Below are 18,988 nucleotides of genomic sequence, written 5' to 3'. Positions count from 1 at the left end.
TGGGGCCTTCCGACGCCGGTCATCATCCGGGTCGTGCACATCGCGCCGGGGCCGACGCCCACCTTGACGATGTCGGCGCCGGCGTCCACCAAGTCTCGAACGCCGGCCGCGGTGACGACGTTGCCCGCCACCACCGGCACCGACGGGTCGATCGATCGGACCGCGCGGACGGCGGCGAGCATCTTCTCCTGGTGGCCGTGTGCGGTGTCCACTACGAGGACGTCCGTTCCGGCCTCCAGCAGCGCTTTCGCTTTGCCTGCCACGTCGCCGTTGATGCCGATCGCGGTGCCGATCCGCAGCCTGCCGTCGGCGTCGAGCGCCGGGGTGTAGAGCGTGCTGCGGAGCGATCCGGTGCGGGTCACCACACCGACCAGGTGGCCGTCGCCGTCCACCACTGGGGCGAGCTTGCGGCGGGCGTCGTGCAGCGTCCCGTACGCCTTGTCCATCGGCGTGCCCTCGGTGATCGTCAGCAGTTCGCTGCTCATCACCTCTTCGACCTGCGTGAACCGGTCGACGCTTCCGCAGTCGGCGGGGGTCACCACCCCCACTGGGCGATCACCCTGGACGACGATCGCCGCCTCGTGGGCCCGCTTGTGGATGAGCGCGAGCGCGTCACCGACGGTGTGGTGTGGGCTCAGCGTCACCGGGGTCTCGTAGACGACGTGCCGCTGCTTCACCCACTCCACGACGCTCGCGACGACGTCGAGGGGGATGTCCTGGGGGATGATCGTCAGACCGCCACGGCGGGCCGTGGTTTCGGCCATTCGGCGTCCGGCGATCGCGGTCATGTTCGCGACGACGAGCGGAATGGTGGTGCCTACTCCGTCGACGGTGCGGAGGTCGACGTCGAGGCGGGACCTGACGTCGGACCGGGCCGGAACCATGAAGACGTCGTTGTAGGTCAGATCAGCTGTCGGCGTGGTCGGGCCGCCGGAGGCCTGGAGGAACTGCACGTTCTGCCATGGTACGCGAACTGCGTTCACCGGCAGGATTGTGATTGAACGCACTCGGACATTCTTCGTTTTCTGCCTGCGGTCACCCTGCTGGAACGATCCCGTAATCCAGCCCGCCGAGGATTGGTCCCGTCACCGGCTCCGCCGCCGTAACCCGGGACAGCTGATGACTCGATGGGGGATTTACATGACGCTCTGGCAGATCCGTACGGTCGTGGACGACGAGCCGGGTCGGCTGGCCATGCTCGCCGGGAGCCTCGCCGATCTCTCGGTGAACATCCTGTCGGTGCAGGTCCACCCGGTCGTCGCGGGCGCGGTCGACGACTTCGTCGCGGACGCACCGGCGGACCTCACGGCCGAGGACATCGCGGCTGCGGTCGCGGCCGGCGGGGGACGGCGGGCGGTGGTACGCCCGGCGGACGTGCACGGGTTGGCCGATCCGCCGACGCGGGCCCTGCAGCTGGCGGCCCGGCTGGTGCGCGATCCGGAGAGCCTGCCGCTGGCCCTCTCCGACCTGCTCGACGGCAGTGCGGTCGAGTGGTCGCCCGCTGGGACACTGCCCGGCCACGAGTCCGCCAGCGATCTGCGGCTCCGTGATCCCCGCGGCGGCCAGCTGCGCGTCGCCCGGATGGACGCCCGGCTCACACCCTCGGAGACCGCGCGGGCCCGCGCGCTGGCCGAACTCGCCACGCTGCTCGAAGCGCCCGCCGACAGCGACGCCGTCCGCTGGCGCCGCGCCGGGATCGCCGACCTGGACGCGATCGTCGACATGCACGCACGCTGCTCGGACGAGGCCCGGTTCCGCCGGTACAACTCCGGTGTGTCCCGGCTGACCCGTCGACAGCTGAGCCGCCTGGTCAACCCGCGGCTCGGCGTCGCGCTGGTGGGTGAGGCGCTCGACGGACGGATCGTGGCGCTGGGCAACCTGATGTGGTGCGGCGCCGACGACGCAACGCCCGCGGAGCTCGGACTGCTGGTGGAGGACGCCTGGCAGTCGCGCGGGCTCGGCACGGCCGTGACCCGGCGCCTGCTCGCTGCCGCGGTGGACGCCGAGTGCACGCAGGTGCACGCGCTGGTCCGGCCGGACAACGTGCCGATGCTGCGCCTGCTCTCCGGGCTCGGCCTGCCGACCCACCGCCGGTTCGCGGACGGCTCGCTGACCGTCACCCTCGACGTCGCTCCGGTGAACGACTCCGCCGGCCGGTTGTGACGTCGCCGGGTGGCGGCGAGCGGTCGCCGGTTATGGAGGAGAGCGCAAGCAGGGGTCGCTTGTAGGCTGGCGGGGTGATCGATCTTCGCTTGCTCAGGGACAACCCGGACATCGTCCGCGCCAGCCAACGTGCCCGCGGAGAGTCCGAGTCTCTGGTGGACGAGCTGCTCGGTGCCGACGAGCGGCGGCGGGCCGCGGTGGCCAAGGCCGACGCGCTCCGTGGCGAGCAGAAGGCGGTCTCGAACAAGGTCAAGGCGGCGAGCAAGGACGAGCGTCCGGCGCTGGTCGCCGCCGCCAAGGAACTCGCCGCGACCGTGAAGGCCGCGGAGGCCGATCAGTCCGCGGCGGACGCAGCGCTGCGCGAAGCCCACCTCGCGGTGCCGAACGTCGTCGAGGAGGGCGTGCCGGTCGGTGGCGAGGACGACTACGTCGTGCTGCGCGAGGTCGGCACGATCCCCGGGCTGGAGAACCCGCTCGACCACCTCGCGATCGGCGAGAAGCTCGGCGCGATCGACATGGAGCGCGGCAGCAAGGTCGGCGGATCGCGGTTCTTCTTCCTCACCGGCGTCGGCGCGCTGCTGGAACTCGCTCTGCTCAACATGGCGATCGCCCAGGCGGTCGAGTACGGCTTCACGCCGATGATCACGCCGACGCTGGTCAAGCCCGAGATCATGGGCGGCACCGGCTTCCTCGGCGCGCACGCCGACGAGATCTACCGGCTGGAGGCCGACGACCTCTACCTGGTCGGTACCAGCGAGGTCGCACTCGCCGGGTACCACGCCGACGAGATCATCGACCTGTCGAACGGTCCGAAGCGGTACGCCGGTTGGTCGACGTGTTACCGGCGGGAAGCCGGCTCCTACGGGAAGGACACCCGCGGGATCATCCGTGTCCACCAGTTCGACAAGGTCGAGATGTTCTCGTACACCACGCTCGAGCAGTCGCGCGAGGAACACCTGCGCCTGCTCGCGTGGGAGGAGGAGATGTTGGCCAAGGTGGAGGTCCCCTACCGGGTCATCGACGTCGCCGCCGGAGACCTGGGCTCGTCGGCCGCCCGCAAGTTCGACTGCGAGGCCTGGCTGCCCAGCCAGAACCGGTACCTCGAACTGACGTCGACGTCGAACTGCACCGACTTCCAGGCCCGTCGGCTCAACATCCGGCACCGGGGCCCCAGCGGGAAGCCCGAGCCGGTGGCGACGCTCAACGGCACGCTGGCCACCACCCGGTGGATCGTCGCGATCCTCGAGAACCACCAGCAGCCGGACGGGTCGGTGAAGGTTCCGGAAGCACTTCGGCCGTTTCTCGGAGGCCGGGACGTGCTCGCCTCGTGAGACGACCCGATCCCGCCTGGCGTCCCAAGCTCGTCGCGCTCGACCTGGACGGCACCGTCGTGCCGTACGGGCGGGCCGGTACCCGGCCGAGCCTCGCGGTGGCCGCTGCGGTCGGCCGGGTGATCGACGCCGGTGTGCCGGTCGTCGTGGCCACCGGCCGGGCCGTGCCGGACGCGGTCGATACGGCGGTCGCGCTCGGCATCCGCGGCGTCGAGCTGGTGTGCACGAACGGTGCGGTGGTCTACGACGCGGAAGCGGGCGAGATCACCCACCGGGTGCCGGTCGACGTGACGGCGGCGGCGACCGCGCTGGCGGCGCGCATTCCCGAAGCGGTGTTCGCGGCCGAGCGTGATCCGTGGGGCTTCGTGACCACCGACGGCTTCCACCGCGAGTTCACGGTCGGTCGCGAAGAGGTCGTCGATCTGGCGACGCTGGTCTCCGAGCCGGTCGTCCGGATGGTGTGCGTCGCACCCGGGTGGGACACGACGCGGATGGGTGCGGCGGCCGCCGAGGTGCTCGACCCGGAGCAGTACAGCTGGGACCTGGGTTACAGCGCCTGGCTCGACGTCCAGGCGCCGGGTGTCTCGAAGGCAACCGGCACCGCCATGGTCTGCGACGACCTCGGCGTCGATCCGGCCGACGTGCTGGCGATCGGGGACGGCACGAACGACATCGAGCTGTTCAAGTGGGCCGGCTGGGCGATCGCGATGGGGCAGGCGCTGGAGATCGTCCAGGAGGCCGCGGACGAGGTCACCGACCCGGTGGAGATGGACGGCTGCGCCACCGCTCTCAGCCGGTGGTTTCCCTAAGCGCCGACGTCGAAGCGGTCGATGGGAGCAAGGTGCCCGTTTTGCCCGCGCTGGTGGCGACTGACCTGGACGGCACGCTCATCCGCTCCGACGGGACTGTCTCGGCCTACACCCACGACGTGCTGCGTCGGGTGCGGGACGCCGGTGTCGAGGTCGTGGGCGTGACCGGACGTGGACCCCGGCTCCGCACCCTGTCGGCGGCGGCCGTCGACGTCTCCCGGTACCTGGTGTGCGCGCAGGGCGGGTTCGTGCTCGACCTCAACACCGGCGGCGTGCTCAAGGCGACGCGGATCGCCGGCGCCGTCGCCGCCCAGGCGGTGCAGATGATCGAGGACCGGGTCGGTCCGGTGCTTGTCACGGTGGAGGCCGGCGAGGCCGACCACGCGCCGCTGCACGGTGATCCGTCGTTCGAGTGGCCGTTCCCGGAGCCGTGGGAGCCCGCGGATCGGGAGACGATGTTCGCCGGTGAGCTGCTGAAGGTGTTCGTCGCCAAGCCCGGCCTCGACGTCGACGAGTTCTTCGCGGTGGCGCGCGCCGTCGTGCCCGCGGCGGTCGGCGAGGTCACCTACGCCGGGCTCGGGTTCCTGGAAATCTGCCCGACCGGCGTGACGAAGGCTGCCGGGCTCGCGGTGGTTTGCGACACGGTCGGGGTGAGTGCGGTCGACGTGCTCGCGTTCGGGGACATGCCCAACGACGTCCCGATGCTCGCCTGGTCGGGTCGTGGCGTCGCGGTGGCGAACGCGCACCCGGAGTTGAAGGCGGTGGCCGACGAGGTCACTCGATCCAACGACGAGGACGGCGTCGCCCACTACCTCGCGGCGCTGCTCTAGAAGTTCGACATCACGTCGCCGAGGACGGACTCGATGTCGCGAGGGTCGTTGGACTGGTAGTAGCGACCACCGGTCGTACGGGCGATCTGATTCAGCACGCCCTTGCCGGCTTCGCTGAGGTCGTCGCCGAACGCGATCGGGTAGACCCGGACGGCCGGCTGCCCCGCCCGGGGGCGGAGTCCGGCCAGCAGCGCCGCCGGGCTGACGCTGCCGGGGTCCTGGTTGTCGCCGTCGGTGAGCAGCACCACCGCGTTGATTCCATCGGCGTCGGCCTGCGCGCGCACTGCGTTCACCGCGTTCCGGGCGGTGTCGTAGAGACCGGTGTCGTTCTGCGGCTGCAGGTTCCTCAGAGCCCGGGTCAGCGCCTCCTCGTCCTTGGCGCTGATCGGGACGAGTTGTCGGTGGTCGACCGATCCGGACAGGTGGGTGGAGAACTCCCAGAGCCCGACGGCGTCGTTCGTACCGAAGTAGGACAGCGACGCGCTGGCGGCCCGCGTCGCCAGCTGGAGGCGGGTGGAGTTGGTGCCCTCGACCTTCTCCTTCATCGACCCGGACGTGTCCATCACGACCAGGACGTTCGCCGGGCGGTTCAGGTTGCGCCACGCGGCGAGCAGGGCCGCCACCGCGGCGGGCTGGGGCGACGGGAAGGTCGTGGCGGCCTTCTCGCTGACCAGGCCGGAGGAGGCTTCGACGACGCGAGGGTCGAGCTGGTCGTTGCTGTCCCGGAACCCGGCGGCGCGGAACACAGCCTGTTGGTCCTCGTCGAGCAGGAAGTCGAGGAAGTCGTCGGCGGCCGTGCGCTTCGCGGTGGTCACCCAGGGCGCGTCGATGACGCTGTCGACGGCCACGTACGGGTGGTCGGAGACGAGTGTTCCGTCGCGGGGGTGCATCGCGACCAGCTTCTGCTTCGGCGCCGGCAGGTGGCTGCTGCCCGCGCTCATCGGCTCGCCCTGGTTGTAGGCCCAGACGGTCTGCTCCTCGACCGCGAGCGCGGACACCGACGACGACTCGGTCTGCTCCTCCTGCTGGCGCAGCGTGTCGAGGAACGTCAGCGTGGTGTCGCCGTAGCGGTCGGTCGACCGCTCCAGCGTCCGGAGGAACAGCCGGACGCTGTTGCGCTTCAGGTCGGCTTCCACGTCGCCGGTGCGGCCGGGTGCGGCGAGGTAGGCGGCGAGCGTCGCGTGCAGTCCTGACGTGGAGACCAGGGGATTGGTTCGCGCGAACAAGAACGGCGTCGACGAGTTGCTCGCCGCTTTCCAGGCCGCGTCGTTCCCGGCGTACCGGGCGATGTCCTGCCAGCTGGGTGCCTTCGCCGGCCAGCCGAGTGCCTTCGCGGTCGCCACGGGGGCGGCGATCACCAGCGGCGACCGGGCCAGGCTCGGGGCCTTCGCCGGTGCGCCGATCGCGCCCACGTGCTGCCCGACCAACCCCACCCAGACGCTCGACGCCGGCGACCAGACGTCCGGGCGCACTCCGTAGTCCGTGGTGGGCCAGCCCTTGGTCAGCGCCTCGACGGCCTCGCCGGACTTCACGGTGACGATCCGGACGTCGACGCACCGGCCGTCGACCTCGGCCGGGTCGCTGTTGTACCGGTCGGCGAGCGCACCGACGACGCCGGCTTTCTCGGGCGACGAGGCGACGACGAGCGGGAGCTCACCGGTGCAGCCGACGACCGAGTCGAGCAGGCCACGACCGGCGACGACGCCGCCGACCAGGAGCGTGAGGACGACGAAACCCGCGACCGGGATCAGCCAGCGGCGGCGCTTGCCCGCGGCGTCCGGTGAGGGAATCGGTAACGGTGGGCTGCTCGAAGGCGGCGGTGCGGCCGCGGCGGACGCGGACCTGGCGCCGGAGGCGTACCGGCTGGGGATCGGTACCGGGCTGCCGGGCGCGGAGAGCAGTCGTCCCGTCGTCGGCGGTGCCGGCGGTCGGCCACCCGAACGCCACCCCGACGGTGGCCCGGAGATCGGTGGTCCGGAGATCGGTGGTCCGGAGATCGGTGGTCCGGAGATCGGTGGCCCGGAGATCGGTGGTCCGGAGATCGGTGGTCCGGAGATCGGTGGTCCGGAGATCGGTGGTCCGGAGATCGGTGGTCCGGAGATCGGTGGTCCGGAGATCGGTGGCCCGGAGATCGGTGGTCCGGAGATCGGTGGTCCGGAGATCGGTGGTCCGGAGATCGGTGGTCCGGAGATCGGTGGTCCGGAGATCGGTGGTCCGGAGATCGGTGGCCCGGAGATCGGTGGTCCGGAGATCGGTGGTCCGGAGATCGGTGGTCCGGAGATCGGTGGTCCGGAGATCGGTGGTCCGGAGATCGGTGGTCCGGAGATCGGTGGTCCGGAAATCGGCGGTCCGGAAATCGGTGGCCCGGGAATCGGAGGGCCGGGAATCGGAGGGCCGGAAATCGGAGGGCCGGAGACCGGGGGACTGAATTGGGACGGGATGAACGGGGGCGGTCCGGACGTCGGGGTCACCGTGGTCGGCGGCGCGGCGAGCGCCGCGGTGTCCCCGAGCACCCGCGCCAGCTCGGCCGCGGTCGGCCGGTGAGGCGGGTCGGGGTCGAGACAGCGGTCCACGGTCGCGGACAGAGCATGGGGCAGCGTGGGTAAGTCGTACGCCAGCGACCGGTACCGGCCGGACTGGATCGCCGTGATCAACGCGCCGAGCGTCTCCTGCTCGAACGGCCGCCGTCCGGACAGGCTCTCGTAGAGCATGACGCCGAACGACCAGACGTCCGCGGCGGGCCCGGCCGGGCTCCCCTCCAGGCACTCGGGCGCGGTGTACGCGAGCGTGCCCACGATGTCGCCGGGCCGGGTCAGGCCGGTGGCCTCGGTGGATTTTGCGATGCCGAAGTCGGCGAGCTTCGCTTCACCGTCGGCGGTGAGCAGCACGTTCGCGGGTTTGATGTCGCGGTGGGTGACCCCGACCGCGTGCGCGGCGGCCAACGCCCTGGCGACGCCGACCAGCGCACCGGCGACCCGCTCCGGAGACGGCCGGGCGCGGCTCAGCTCCTCTTTCCAGCTCCCGCCGGTGAGCAGCTCCATCACCAGGAACGGCGTCCCGACGGCCCCGTCGATGGAGTCCCGCTTGCCGACCCGCCCGACGTCGTGCACCGCGACGATGTTGGCGTGGTTCAGCCGGGCGGTGATCCGGGCCTCGCGCTGGAACCGCTCCGGCGTCGTGAGCGTGTCACCGGCCTGGACGAGTACCTTGACCGCCACCGGCCGATCGAGGTGGGTGTCGTGGGCGGCGTAGACGGCGCCGGTCGCCCCCCGACCCAGCACCTCACCGAGGACATAACGGTCACCGAGGCGAGATTCGGCACCCTCAGGTGTCACCCGACCTCCCCTCTACCGCTTGGCGACAGGATAGGCGGCAGGGGGGAGCGAGCCGACGCTGCGTCAGCTCCGGTTCTGTCGGACTTCGGTCAGCTCGCGCCGCCGAACTGAGCGGCCAGGCGCGGTGGGAATCCGCCGGTGGAGATCGGGCCCCAACGCTCGATCTCGATCCGGATCAGGCACTTCCCCTGTCGTTCCATGGCGGTCCGGTACCCGTCCCAGTCCGGGTGCTCGCCGGAGATGCACCGGTAGTACTCGACGAGCGGCTCGAGCGCCTCGGGCAGGTCGAGCACCTCGGCTACGCCGTCCACCTGGACGTACGGTCCGTTCCAGTCGGAGGAGAGCACACAGATGCTGGCGCGGGTGTCGCGGCGGGCGTTGATCGACTTGGCTCGGTCGGGATACGTCGACACCACGATGCGGCCGTCGACGTCCACACCGCAGGTGACCGGTGACAGCTGCGGTCGACCGTCTTTCCGGGTGGTCGCGAGCAGGCCGTGGTGCCGGGGTCTCAGGAAGGCCAGCAACCTGCCCCGGTCCACCGCGTCAGCGGTCGCGTAGTTCGGCACGCGGACAGCCTAACCACCAAATCGACACCCAAACCCCACAGAGAGCATGGATCTCGTCCATGTTCTGACATCGAGGCGGTGGGTTGCGTCGTCGCATGTAAGGCTGGAGTGGTGTTCGTGCCCAAGCTGGTCGCTACCGATCTCGACGGAACCTTGCTGCGATCGGACCTGACCGTCTCGGAGCGCACCCTGGCCACGTTCGAGCGTCTCGAGCGGTGCGGCATCACGTTGGTGTTCGTCACCGGCCGGCCGTGGCGATGGATGGACCCGGTGCTCGCGCAGACCGGTCGTCGGGGCCGGGTGGTCTGCGCCAACGGCGCGGTGGTGCTGGACGGCGCATCCGGTGAGGTGCTGCAGAACTGGCCGATCTCCGCGGAGACGCTCCGCTCGGTCACCGACGCCGTCCGGGAGGCGATCCCCGGCGTGGTCTTCGCGGTCGAGCGTGGGCCGCGGATGATGCACGAGGTCGACTACCCGGTCCGGCACGACCTCGGACGGACCGACGAGGAACAGGTCTCCTACGACGTGCTCGTCAGCGAGCCCGCGGAGAAGCTGCTCATCCGCGCTCCCGAGGTGGAGGCCGCCGAGCTCTGGAAGACCTGCGGAGGGGTGTTCGACGGCGCCGTCACGGCCACCCACTCGGGCTTCCGCGGCCTGATCGAGGTCTCGGCTGCGGGCGTCACGAAGGCCACCGGACTCGAGTGGGTCGCCCGCCGCTGCGGCGTCGACCCGAACACCGTGCTCGCGTTCGGCGACATGCCCAACGACATCCCGATGCTCAGCTGGGCGGGGCGCGGCGTCGTCGTGGCCGGCGCGCACCCGGAGGCCGCCGCCGTGGCGCACACGGTGACCACCGGAAACGACGCCGATGGGGTGGCGACCTACCTCGACGCCCTGCTGGACGAAGCTGCGATAGCTAGGTAGGGCTCGCCACCCCGGCGCTGGCCTACAGGTACTGGCCGGTGCCGTGCGGGGTCGGCCGGTCGTCACCGGACACGATGCCGCCGAGCCCCGGCGGCAGGGCTGGGCGTCCGCGCATCTGCTCCAGCTGCATACGGGCGGCCATCTGTTGAGCCACCAGCGCGGCCTGGATGCCGTGGAACAGCCCTTCCAGCCACCCCACCAGCTGGGCCTGGGCGATCCGCAGCTCCGGCTCCGACGGCGTCGCGTCGTCGGTGAACGGGAGCGAGAGCCGCTCCAGCTCGTCGCGGAGCTCGGGCGCCAGGCCGTCTTCCAGCTCGGCGATCGATCGGGCGTGGATCTCCTTGAGCCGGGCACGGCTCGCCTCGTCGAGCGGAGCGGCCCGGACCTCTTCGAGGAGCTGTTTGATCATGCTGCCGATCCGCATGACCTTGCCGGGTTGCTCGATCAGCCGGGACGGATCGTTGTCGAGATCTTCCTTGCCGGCTTCCACCGGCATCGCGCCGACCGGCGAGCCGTCCGGGCCCATGACCATGATGGTCTGACCGGGGGAGTCGGGGCGCTCATTCGGGGACTGGGTGTCGGTCATATGACCATCCTCCCGCAATCGCATTGTGCATGCGGACGTCGGTAGCGGAGGGTGCAGGGTATGCCCATTCGTTCCGACGCCAGTCCTGCGACCTCCCTTCCACCGGGACTCACCGTCCGGGCGGCCGTGCTCGCCGACGCGCCCGCCATCCGGACGCTGATCAACGAGGTCGATCTGGTCGACACCGGCGAGGGCGGATACGCCGTGGAGGAGGTCGAAGCCGACCTGCGACGGACCGCCGACCTCGCCCGCGACTCCTGGCTCGCGTTCGACCGCGATCGGCTGGTCGCCTACGCCATCCTCTGGCCGGCCTCGTCCGGTCTCCGGCTGGACGTCGACCACTACGTGCTGCGGGACGCGCTCCCGGCCGGCATCCATCTGCTCGATCTGCTCATCGTGCGGTCGGCGGAGATCGCCGCCGCGACGCCCGGAGCAGGCGACGCCGACCTGCATCTGGCGCTGACGCCGGACTCGGTGCTGGCCGTGCACGCGTTGCCGGCCCGAGGCTGGCGCAACGTCCGGCGGCACCACGTCCTCACCCGCCCGGTCTCCGTCGACGTCGACTCTCCGCCGAAGGTGCCGGGCGACGTCCAGATCCGGGTGGTGACGTCCCCGGCGGACGAGGAGATCGCCTACCGCCTGGTCCAGGAGACCTTCGCCGGGCACTTCGGCTTCGAGGCGACGAGCTACGCGGAGTGGCGCAAGCGCATGGACGCCGACCACCGGGACTGGTCGCTGACCTGGATCGCGTCCCGGGTCGACGCCGCTACCGGCCAGCTGGTCGACGTCGGGGTACTCGTCGGCCACAACGAGCGGGAAGCGACCGGCTGGGTGCAGAATCTCGGCACGGTGGCCGCCGCCCGGGGCACCGGCATCGCCACGCTGCTGCTGCGGACCGCGTTCGCGGTCTTCGCCCAGCGGGGGCGGAGTGCGGTGGGGCTCGGGGTGGACACCGAGAACGTGCACAACGCGCTGCGTTTCTACACCGGTCTCGGGTTCGAGCTCCAGTTCGCCGCCGACACCTGGCGTCTGCTGGTTCCCCCGGCGCCCCGAGCCTGACGGCCGCGCCGCGGGCTCAGCGGACCAGGAGGACCTTGCCGGTGGCCTCGCCGGACTCGAGGACCCGGTGTGCTTCGGCGGCGTCCTGCAGGGCGATCGCGCGGTCGATGATCGGCCGGATCTTGCCGAACCCGAGTAGCGGCCAGACGTGCGTCTTGACGTCCTCGACGATCTCCGTCTTCTCGCTCACCGGTCGGGCGCGCAGCGAGGTGGCGGTGATCGAGGCGCGCTTGGCCAGCAGCGCAGCGAGGTTCAGTTCACCCTTCACGCCGCCCTGCATGCCGATCACGACCAGCCGTCCGCTGGTGGCCAGGGCGGCCACGTTGCGGTCGAGGTACTTGGCCCCCATGTTGTCGAGGATGACGTCGACGCCGCGGCCGTCGGTGGCCTCCTTCACCACCTCGACGAAGTCCTCGGTGCGGTAATCGATGGCACGCTCGGCGCCCAGCGCGAGACAGACGTTGTGCTTCGCCGCGCTCGCGGTGCAGAACACCCGGGCGCCGTACGCCGCGGCCAGCTGGATCGCGGCCGTGCCGATCCCGCCGGCGCCTCCGTGCACCAGGAACGTGTCGCCGGGCGCCAGGCGTCCGACCGCGAAGACGTTCGACCAGACCGTGCAGTACACCTCCGGCAGGCCGGCCGCCTCGGCGAGCGAGACGCCGTCGGGAACCGGCAACACCTGGCCGGCCGGTACCACGACCTGCTCGGCGTATCCGCCGCCGGCGAGCAGGGCACAGACCTCGTCGCCGACGTTCCAGCCCTCGACGCCGGGACCCACGGCGGCGATCCGCCCGGAGCATTCCAGTCCCGGGTACTCGGAAGCGCCCGGCGGTGGTGGGTAGGCGCCCTGACGCTGGAGCAGGTCCGCGCGGTTGACGGCGGAGGCGACCACGTCGATCAGGACTTCGTCCGGCCCGGGCCGGAGGTCGGGAACCTCCGTCCAGCGCAGCACCTCGGGTCCGCCAGGTTCAGTGATCGTGATCGCGTGCATGGCGCAAACCCTACGGAAAAAGGGCGAGCAGGGCCGGAGTAACCGAACGGGGGCCCCGCGTTGTGCGCGGGACCCCCGGATCGGTTGGGGAAGGACACTGCGTGTTCGGTACTGCGCAGCCGGTCCGAGCCGAGTACGGCGCCGGGACCGGTCCCGGGGTACATCCGGGTGGTCGTCGGGGCGTGCTCGGGCCCGGCCCGGCGGCCGAGTGCTACTTGCGGGGTCTTCCGGTGCGCAGGGGCTGCGCTCCAGGACTAGCTGCTCACTACCTCAGTGCTGACGGGTCACCCTCCGAAAAAGGTTCCAGCCGGCCATCCGAACGGTTGCTACCGGACGGCCGCGGTGGAGCATTTGGTTGTGCGTGTTGGCCAGCGCCTGTACCTCGCGACGGTTGGTTCGCGTGACGCCGGGCCGTGCGCACTCTGGGCAGTGCAGCCGGTACATCGCGGTTCCTCTCATGCGACGGCCCGCCTCGGCGAGCTGGCTGTTCCCCGGTACTTGGCCGGGTCCACCTGTTCCCATACCTGAGACGGTAGGCACCCAGAACCACTCAGACCAGCCGACCCGCTGTGAGAAAGATGTGGCCTATCGGTGGTTGTGGTGAGCCATCCGGGTGATCTGAACCACCCTGAGAGCCTGGTTGCGGGTGCGTCAGGTCACGCCCTCGGTCGGGGAACACAGGGACCAGGTATTCTTGTTAAGTCCAAGCCTCCTCGGAGACCCAGAGCAGCTCATGGGGCCCGAGTAACTTGGCCGAAGAGTCCTTCGAGGTTTCGTCGCAAACCCGTGTCCCGGTGGTCCGTGCGTCCGGTGGTCAGTGGGTTCGACGTTGCGATCCCTGTTACCCCGACCGGGGTGGATGACCCCTGGCTGCTGTGTCGTCCGCCCGGAAAGCCGTTCTGTGCCAACGCTGTCTGCTGTATCTGAACTGCCCGATTTCTCGACCGAAGAGGTCCTTCCCGAGGCCGTCGTCATCGATGACGAACTCCTCCTGGAAAACCTCGAGGCGGACACCGCCGAGGTGGATCCCGCCGAAACTCCCGTTTCCTTCGCTGACCTGGGCCTTCCGCGCGCCATCGTCACCGCGCTCGAGCGGCAAGAACTCGTCAACGCGTTTCCGATCCAGGCCGCGACGATCCCCGAGGTTCTCGCCGGCCGCGACGTTCTCGGCCGTGGCTCCACCGGCTCCGGCAAAACGCTGGCGTTCGGGTTGCCGCTGGTGGCCAAGCTCGCCGGTGCCCGGGTCCGTCCCGGACGTCCGCTGGGCCTGGTGCTGGTCCCCACCCGGGAGCTCGCGCTCCAGGTGACCGACGCGCTGGCTCCGTTGGGCCGCGCGGTCGGCGTCCGGGTGCGTCCGGTCGTCGGTGGCGCCGCGATGTCCCGCCAGCTCGAAGACCTGCGGCGCGGCGTCCACGTCGTCGTCGCGACGCCGGGCCGGCTCGAGGACCACATCCGGCGCGGTAGCGCTGTTCTCGACGACGTCGAGATCACCGCGATCGACGAGGCCGACCAGATGGCCGACATGGGCTTCCTGCCGGTCGTCCGGGCACTGCTCGACCAGGTCCGGTCCGACGGCCAGCGCCTGCTGTTCTCCGCGACGCTGGACAACGACGTCGACACGATCGTCCGGGAGTACCTCACCGACCCGGTGACCCACTCGCTGGCCCCGTCCACGGCGTCGGTCGACACGATGGAGCACCACATGCTCCACGTGACCCACCAGGACAAGGTGCGGGTGGCCGCCGAGCTGGTGAAGTCGACCGGTCGCACGATCATGTTCGTGAAGACCCAGGCCGGTGCGGACCGGCTCGCCGAGCAGCTCACCGAGCGCGGCATCTTCGCCGAGCCGCTGCACGGTGGCCGCACGCAGGGCCAGCGCAACCGGGTGCTCTCGAACTTCAAGAACGGGCGTGCACCGGTCCTGGTCGCGACCGACGTCGCGGCGCGCGGTGTGCACGTCGACGGCGTCGGGCTGGTCGTGCACTACGACCCGCCGACCGACCCGAAGTCGTACCTGCACCGGGCCGGACGTACGGCGCGGGCTGGAGCGTCCGGCGTAGTGGCCACGCTGGTCGCGCCCTACAGCCGGAAGTCCGCGCACCGCCTGGCGAAGCTCGCGGGCATCAACCCGACCCGGTCGACGATCGCGCCGGAGTCGCCGCTGCCGAGCGTCCTGATCGACGCGCTGCCGCCGGCACCGCCGCCGCCGACCGCGGAGGAGCTGGCTGCCGCCGAGGCCCGGCGCAACCGGCGTCGTGAGTCGTTCGGCTCCGACCGCGACCGTGGCCGCGACCCGCGCCGTGGTCCGCGGAGCGGGTCGGGCGAGCGGCGTGAGGGTGGCTTCCGTGGCGGCCCGCGTCGTTCGGACGGCCCGCGCTGGTCCGAGCGCGGCGAGCGGTCGGACCGTGGGTCCGACCGGGGCTTCGACCGGGGCGACCGTCGACCGGCACAGCGTGCCGGGGAGTTCCGCGCCGAGGGCAACCGGGCCGCGGGCAACCGCGCCGAGCGCACCGACCGCGGCAGCTCCGAGGGCTACCGGGCGGGGCGTCCGCGGTGGACGCCGGAGCAGCGCTCGTCCCGTCCCGGCGAGGACCGTCGTTCCCGCTGATTGCGGGTGAACCAACCGACCGGCCGGATGCTCCTACGAGCATCCGGCCGGTCGCGTTAGTGGCCACCGTCCCACTCCGGCAACAATGCGGCATGGCTCTTCAGCGGCGGCTCATCCGCACGGATCGCGGACTTGACCGCATCGTTGCCGGTCTGCTCGTGATCGGAGCGTTCGGCGACCTGCTCGGCGCGTACCGTTTCCTCGGCGAGATCGGGATGCTCCACAACGCCCTGCGTAGCGGTGACGACACGGTCGAGAATCTCGACCCGGGCACCGCGTTGCCGACGGTGTTCGTACTCGGCGGGTTCTCGCTCGGGTTCGCGCTGGTGTCCGGCCTCGTCGCGGTGCTCATCCTTCGCGGGTCGCGGCTCGGCCTGGCGTCACTGCGCGGAGCGATCGTCGTTCTGCTGCCCGCGCGGTTGCTGGCTTACCTGGCGACGTACATCCGCTACCAGGAGTACGTGGACGCGATGCCGCCGCAGACCCGCGATCCGGCGTATCGCAGCGTGATCATCGGGCAGGTGTTCGGCGGTGGGGTGGGCACCGCCGGAGTCGTCGCGGCGGTTACGGTGGTGCTGGGAGCCGCCTTGGTGCGGTGGTTCCGCCCCCGGACGGATCAGTGGGCGGCACCGGCGGGCGCGGCGTCGGTCGGGTCGTCCGCTGCGGCGATCAACACCGCGCGGATCCTGGCGCTGGTCGGCACGGTGGTGGTGCTGCTCGTCCCGGTGGCGTGGGTGCGACCGCTGGACGGTGAGGCCGAGCTGCCGAGCGAGTGGTCGTTCGTCGCGCTGGTCAGCGGAGCTCTCGCGGTCGGTGCGCTGGTCGCGGCCGGGATCACCATCCTGGCTCGGCCGGGGCGGCTGCTGTTCCGCTGGTTGGCGCTCGGCGCGCTGGCGCTGGTCGCGGCGATGGAGTGGGTGGTCACGCTCTGGCAGTCGTTCTACGCGGACGCCGCCTACGGGGCGGAGCGGATCGACGGGGTCGCGGGTGCGTGGACCGCGGCGGTCGGGTGCGGCATCGTCGGCAGCGCGCTGCTGACCGGTGCGGTGGTCGCGCTCACCGTCCCGCCGGTCCCGTCGGCCGCTGGGGAAGCCACCGAGGGCGCCGCTGCTGGCGGGGTGACCGTGACCCGGCGAGCCGACGGTTCCGCTCCCGAGCGCATCGGTGAGGCCTCTCCGGAGCCGGCCTGGCAGGCCTTCCCCGACGCCGACGCACCCGCCTCGGCCGCGCCCGAGCAGAGCGGGGACGCTACTCGTACGGCTGAGCCGGGGTCGGGATCCCGCTGACGGTGACGGCCTTGAGCAACGGCACCGCTTTCCACGGATCGCTGGACGTGCTCGCTACCCAGGTACCGGTCACCTTCACCCAGGCGTCCCTGGCCACCCGGGTCGGTGAGTCGACGATCTCCACCTGGTAGGGCCGCGCGTCCGCCGCGCAGCAGTTCACCTTCATCCGGGTCAGGTACCAGGTGCCGCCGCTGTGCGGCGCCACGAAGCCGCTGAGCTCGACGGTCCGCCCGGTCAGCGTGCGGCCGGAATCCCAGACCGCGCGCTGGGCGTACTCGTGCACCTCCAGCCGGACCGGGTCGGCGCCGCGCAGCGCCTGGTAGGTCACCGACTCGGGCGGCTTCGGCACGGTCACCGCGCCACGCTCCGCCGCGAACGACCCGAGCGCCGGTGGCGGTACCAACACCAGGACGAAGATCGGCACTGCCCAGAGCCAGCCCACGCCGTGCGTGTCACCGCCGTGCGAGTGCCCCCCGGCGTCGGCGTGCCCGGCGTCGGCGTGCTCGGCGTCCACGTCCGCCTCGGAGAGCGCCTGCTGATCGTCGTCCGCATCGGTAGGAACGGAAACCGCGCCGGGGCCGTGAGTCCGGACGCGGGCCTCCGCCGACCGCTGCCGGGACCGTTCGACCACAGCGCGGCCGCGCCAGTCGCGGGCGAACCCGAGCGCGCCGAACGCCATCAGCACCACGCCGGTGACGATCAGCGGCACCTTGAGCAGGCTCTGGACGTAATTCAGGTACTCGCCGGAGATGACGAGCTTCAGCAGCACCGCGCCGAGGACGACGAAGACGATCGCCTGGACTTCCCGCCGCATCAGGCCACTCCGATCAGCAGGCCGGTGATCACCGCGGCCGTGACCGCGACGACGAACGTCAGCGGGGCGAAGCGGACCGCGAACGCCCGGCCGAACGTCCCGGTCTGCAGCGCGATGAGCTTGAGGTCGACCACCGGCCCGACCACCATGAACGCGAGCTGGGCCGGCATCGGGAAGCCGGTCAGGCTGGCCGCGACGAACGCGTCGGCCTCCGAACAGATCGACAGGACCACTGCCAGCGCCGCCAGGACGAGGATCGAGAGCACCGGGACACCGGCGACCGTAGTGATCCAGTCCGGCGGGATGACGACGTTCATCGTCGCCGCAGCCGCCGCACCGATCACCAGGAACCCGCCCGCTTCGAAGAAGTCGTGGGCGACCGCCAGCCGGAACGTCTCGAATCGGGACGACGAAGATCCGTCGGAGTCCGGCAGCCGGCGCGCGATGTACCGGCCGAGCCACTCCCGACGGCCGAACCGGGCCCAGATCCAGCCGACGACGACCGCGGTCGCCAGCGACGCGACGAAACGGCCCACCACCATCTCCGGCTGACCGGGGAACGCGACGGCGGTCGAGATCAGCACGATCGGGTTGATCGCCGGGGCGGACAGCAGGAACGCGAGCGCGGCCGCCGGAACGATGCCGCGTTGGATCAGGCGGCCCGCCACCGGCACCGAAGCGCACTCGCATCCGGGCAGCAGGGCCCCGGCCGCGCCGGCCACCGGGACGGCAAGCGCCGCGCGCCGTGGCAGGACCGCGGCGAACACCCGGGCCGGCACAAAAGCGGTGATCGCGCCGGAGAGCACGACGCCGAGCAGCAGGAACGGTAGGGCCTGCACGACGATCGCGCAGAAGACCGTGGTCCAGGTGGCGACCCCGCCTCGTCCGCCGATGAGGAGCGAGAGGACCTGACGGCCGATCAACACCGCCACGATCGCGGCGACCAGCAGCGCGATCGCGCCGCTGTGCGAATCCGTGGCGTCGCTTTTGGTGGCCCGGGCCCCCACCGGAGTACGCGACGACATGCGCTGACGTTATCCCGAGCGCGCCCGGGGGTGGCACTTCGTTGAACGCTAAACAAAACGCGCGTATCGTTGGTGACATCCGATCGACCCCGGAGGTCGCCATGCCGATCCAGCGCCTGAACCACGCGGTGCTCTACGTCCGCGACGTCGCCCGCAGCGTGGCGTTCTACCGCGAGGCGCTCGGGTTCGACGTCATCGAGGGCGGCGATGCGTTCCCCGGAGCGGCGTTCCTCCGGGCCGGAGGGTCGACGAACGACCACGACCTCGGGCTGTTCCAGATCGGCGCGGAGGCGGGGGCATCCGCGGCCGGCCGGAGCACGGTCGGGCTCTACCACCTGGCGTGGGAGGTCGACACGCTCGCCGAGCTGCAGCGGATCGAGTTACGGCTCACCGAGCTCGGCGCGCTGGTCGGGGCGAGCGACCACTCGACGACCAAGGCGCTCTACGCGAAGGACCCGGACGGCATCGAGTTCGAGGTGTCGTGGCTGGTGCCGGCCGATCTGCTGACCGATGAGATCAAGGCCAAGCGCAACGAGATCCGTCGGCTGGACCTGGCAGCAGAGGTGCAACGCTTCGGCGGGCAGACCCGGGGCGGCGTCGGGGTGTCGGTCCCCGCGTAAGGGCCGCCCAGCGTTGCACGTTTGCGGCCTCAATAGCG

General features: G+C 71.1%; 16 protein-coding genes and 3 pseudogenes. 9 read left to right on the top strand and 10 right to left on the bottom strand.

Annotation, left to right across the window (positions count from 1 at the left end; all coding sequences use genetic code 11):
• Positions 1 to 11: 11 nt before the first annotated feature.
• Positions 12 to 953 (bottom strand): annotated as a pseudogene (locus ABEB28_RS43135) (IMP dehydrogenase); the annotation flags it as partial.
• Positions 954 to 1,140: 187 nt separating this feature from the next.
• On the opposite strand from ABEB28_RS43135, the gene ABEB28_RS14720 reads away from it, so the two are divergent.
• The 4 genes from ABEB28_RS14720 to ABEB28_RS14705 all read left to right on the top strand — a co-directional run bounded on the left by ABEB28_RS14720 (position 1,141) and on the right by ABEB28_RS14705 (position 5,133).
• The gene (locus ABEB28_RS14720) at positions 1,141 to 2,163 is read left to right on the top strand and encodes a GNAT family N-acetyltransferase (RefSeq protein ID WP_345728611.1); all 1,023 of its coding nucleotides are present in this window, start codon (positions 1,141 to 1,143) and stop codon (positions 2,161 to 2,163) included.
• 74 nt (positions 2,164 to 2,237) lie between these two features.
• Entirely contained in the window at positions 2,238 to 3,494 is a 1,257-nt protein-coding gene (serS, locus tag ABEB28_RS14715; RefSeq protein WP_345728610.1) for a serine--tRNA ligase, read from the top strand.
• Positions 3,491 to 4,303 carry an HAD family hydrolase gene (locus ABEB28_RS14710; RefSeq protein ID WP_345728609.1) on the top strand — a complete coding sequence of 271 codons (813 nt, stop codon included), beginning with the start codon at positions 3,491 to 3,493 and terminating at the stop codon, positions 4,301 to 4,303. The genes serS and ABEB28_RS14710 overlap by 4 nt, the downstream gene beginning before the upstream one ends.
• A gap of 32 nt (positions 4,304 to 4,335) precedes the next feature.
• Positions 4,336 to 5,133, top strand: a complete 798-nt coding sequence (locus ABEB28_RS14705) for a Cof-type HAD-IIB family hydrolase (RefSeq protein WP_345728608.1) — start codon at positions 4,336 to 4,338, stop codon at positions 5,131 to 5,133.
• Here the strand turns inward: ABEB28_RS14705 and ABEB28_RS43130 are convergent.
• The 5 genes and pseudogenes from ABEB28_RS43130 to ABEB28_RS14695 form a co-directional block, all read right to left on the bottom strand.
• Positions 5,130 to 5,699, bottom strand: a complete 570-nt coding sequence (locus tag ABEB28_RS43130) for a VWA domain-containing protein (protein ID WP_425558951.1) — start codon at positions 5,697 to 5,699, stop codon at positions 5,130 to 5,132. The genes ABEB28_RS14705 and ABEB28_RS43130 overlap by 4 nt on opposite strands.
• Positions 5,700 to 5,867: 168 nt before the next feature.
• Positions 5,868 to 6,767 (bottom strand): annotated as a pseudogene (locus ABEB28_RS43125) (substrate-binding domain-containing protein); the annotation flags it as partial.
• Between the two features lie 19 nt (positions 6,768 to 6,786).
• Positions 6,787 to 7,563, bottom strand: coding sequence for a pentapeptide repeat-containing protein (locus ABEB28_RS43120; protein ID WP_425558950.1), 777 nt, complete (start codon positions 7,561 to 7,563; stop codon positions 6,787 to 6,789).
• Between the two features lie 92 nt (positions 7,564 to 7,655).
• Positions 7,656 to 8,468 (bottom strand): annotated as a pseudogene (locus tag ABEB28_RS43115) (serine/threonine-protein kinase); the annotation flags it as partial.
• Between the two features lie 89 nt (positions 8,469 to 8,557).
• Positions 8,558 to 9,037, bottom strand: coding sequence for a PPOX class F420-dependent oxidoreductase (locus ABEB28_RS14695; protein ID WP_345728606.1), 480 nt, complete (start codon positions 9,035 to 9,037; stop codon positions 8,558 to 8,560).
• 111 nt (positions 9,038 to 9,148) lie between these two features.
• Between ABEB28_RS14695 and ABEB28_RS14690 the strand changes: the two genes are divergently transcribed.
• Positions 9,149 to 9,961: an HAD family hydrolase gene (locus tag ABEB28_RS14690; protein WP_345728605.1), complete on the top strand. Its 813-nt coding sequence runs from the start codon at positions 9,149 to 9,151 to the stop codon at positions 9,959 to 9,961.
• Between the two features lie 22 nt (positions 9,962 to 9,983).
• On the opposite strand, the gene ABEB28_RS14685 is transcribed toward ABEB28_RS14690, so the two are convergent.
• Complete coding sequence (locus ABEB28_RS14685) at positions 9,984 to 10,547, bottom strand: bacterial proteasome activator family protein (protein ID WP_345728604.1); 564 nt, start codon at positions 10,545 to 10,547, stop codon at positions 9,984 to 9,986.
• A gap of 60 nt (positions 10,548 to 10,607) precedes the next feature.
• Here ABEB28_RS14685 and ABEB28_RS14680 point away from each other — a divergent pair, with 60 nt between their 5' ends.
• The gene (locus tag ABEB28_RS14680) at positions 10,608 to 11,606 is read left to right on the top strand and encodes a GNAT family N-acetyltransferase (protein ID WP_345728603.1); all 999 of its coding nucleotides are present in this window, start codon (positions 10,608 to 10,610) and stop codon (positions 11,604 to 11,606) included.
• Positions 11,607 to 11,622: 16 nt separating this feature from the next.
• On the opposite strand, the gene ABEB28_RS14675 is transcribed toward ABEB28_RS14680, so the two are convergent.
• Entirely contained in the window at positions 11,623 to 12,597 is a 975-nt protein-coding gene (locus ABEB28_RS14675) for an NAD(P)H-quinone oxidoreductase (RefSeq protein WP_345728602.1), read from the bottom strand.
• Between the two features lie 901 nt (positions 12,598 to 13,498).
• Here ABEB28_RS14675 and ABEB28_RS14670 point away from each other — a divergent pair.
• Together ABEB28_RS14670 and ABEB28_RS14665 are read left to right on the top strand one after the other, a co-directional pair.
• Positions 13,499 to 15,205, top strand: coding sequence for a DEAD/DEAH box helicase (locus ABEB28_RS14670; protein ID WP_345728601.1), 1,707 nt, complete (start codon positions 13,499 to 13,501; stop codon positions 15,203 to 15,205).
• Positions 15,206 to 15,297: 92 nt separating this feature from the next.
• Positions 15,298 to 16,491 (top strand): hypothetical protein, encoded by a 1,194-nt coding sequence (locus tag ABEB28_RS14665; protein WP_345728600.1) that lies wholly within the window; start codon positions 15,298 to 15,300, stop codon positions 16,489 to 16,491.
• Here the strand turns inward: ABEB28_RS14665 and ABEB28_RS14660 are convergent.
• Both ABEB28_RS14660 and ABEB28_RS14655 read right to left on the bottom strand, forming a co-directional pair.
• Positions 16,454 to 17,305 carry a TIGR03943 family putative permease subunit gene (locus ABEB28_RS14660; RefSeq protein WP_345728599.1) on the bottom strand — a complete coding sequence of 284 codons (852 nt, stop codon included), beginning with the start codon at positions 17,303 to 17,305 and terminating at the stop codon, positions 16,454 to 16,456. The two genes, ABEB28_RS14665 and ABEB28_RS14660, sit on opposite strands and share 38 nt — an antisense overlap.
• A complete protein-coding gene (locus tag ABEB28_RS14655; RefSeq protein WP_345728598.1) occupies positions 17,305 to 18,330 on the bottom strand; it encodes a permease in 1,026 nt (341 codons plus the stop codon). Before ABEB28_RS14655 ends, ABEB28_RS14660 begins: the two co-directional genes overlap by 1 nt.
• 101 nt (positions 18,331 to 18,431) lie before the next feature.
• Between ABEB28_RS14655 and ABEB28_RS14650 the strand changes: the two genes are divergently transcribed.
• A complete protein-coding gene (locus ABEB28_RS14650) occupies positions 18,432 to 18,950 on the top strand; it encodes a VOC family protein (protein WP_345728597.1) in 519 nt (172 codons plus the stop codon).
• Positions 18,951 to 18,988 lie beyond the last annotated feature (38 nt).

The organism is Cryptosporangium minutisporangium, from assembly GCF_039536245.1.
Classification (GTDB): domain Bacteria; phylum Actinomycetota; class Actinomycetes; order Mycobacteriales; family Cryptosporangiaceae; genus Cryptosporangium; species Cryptosporangium minutisporangium.
Note: the sequence above shows the minus strand (reverse complement) of the source record. Positions and strands in the feature narration are given on the sequence as shown.

Bases quoted from the DNA above. Each gene is read 5' to 3' on its own strand.
- ABEB28_RS14680 (WP_345728603.1), top strand. From the start codon at position 10,608: ATGCCCATTCGTTCCGACGCCAGTCCTGCGACCTCCCTTCCACCGGGA.
- ABEB28_RS14660 (WP_345728599.1), bottom strand. From the start codon at position 17,305: ATGCGGCGGGAAGTCCAGGCGATCGTCTTCGTCGTCCTCGGCGCGGTG.
- ABEB28_RS14650 (WP_345728597.1), top strand. From the start codon at position 18,432: ATGCCGATCCAGCGCCTGAACCACGCGGTGCTCTACGTCCGCGACGTC.
- ABEB28_RS14685 (WP_345728604.1), bottom strand. From the start codon at position 10,547: ATGACCGACACCCAGTCCCCGAATGAGCGCCCCGACTCCCCCGGTCAG.
- ABEB28_RS14675 (WP_345728602.1), bottom strand. From the start codon at position 12,597: ATGCACGCGATCACGATCACTGAACCTGGCGGACCCGAGGTGCTGCGC.
- ABEB28_RS14665 (WP_345728600.1), top strand. From the start codon at position 15,298: ATGGCTCTTCAGCGGCGGCTCATCCGCACGGATCGCGGACTTGACCGC.
- ABEB28_RS14720 (WP_345728611.1), top strand. From the start codon at position 1,141: ATGACGCTCTGGCAGATCCGTACGGTCGTGGACGACGAGCCGGGTCGG.
- ABEB28_RS14655 (WP_345728598.1), bottom strand. From the start codon at position 18,330: ATGTCGTCGCGTACTCCGGTGGGGGCCCGGGCCACCAAAAGCGACGCC.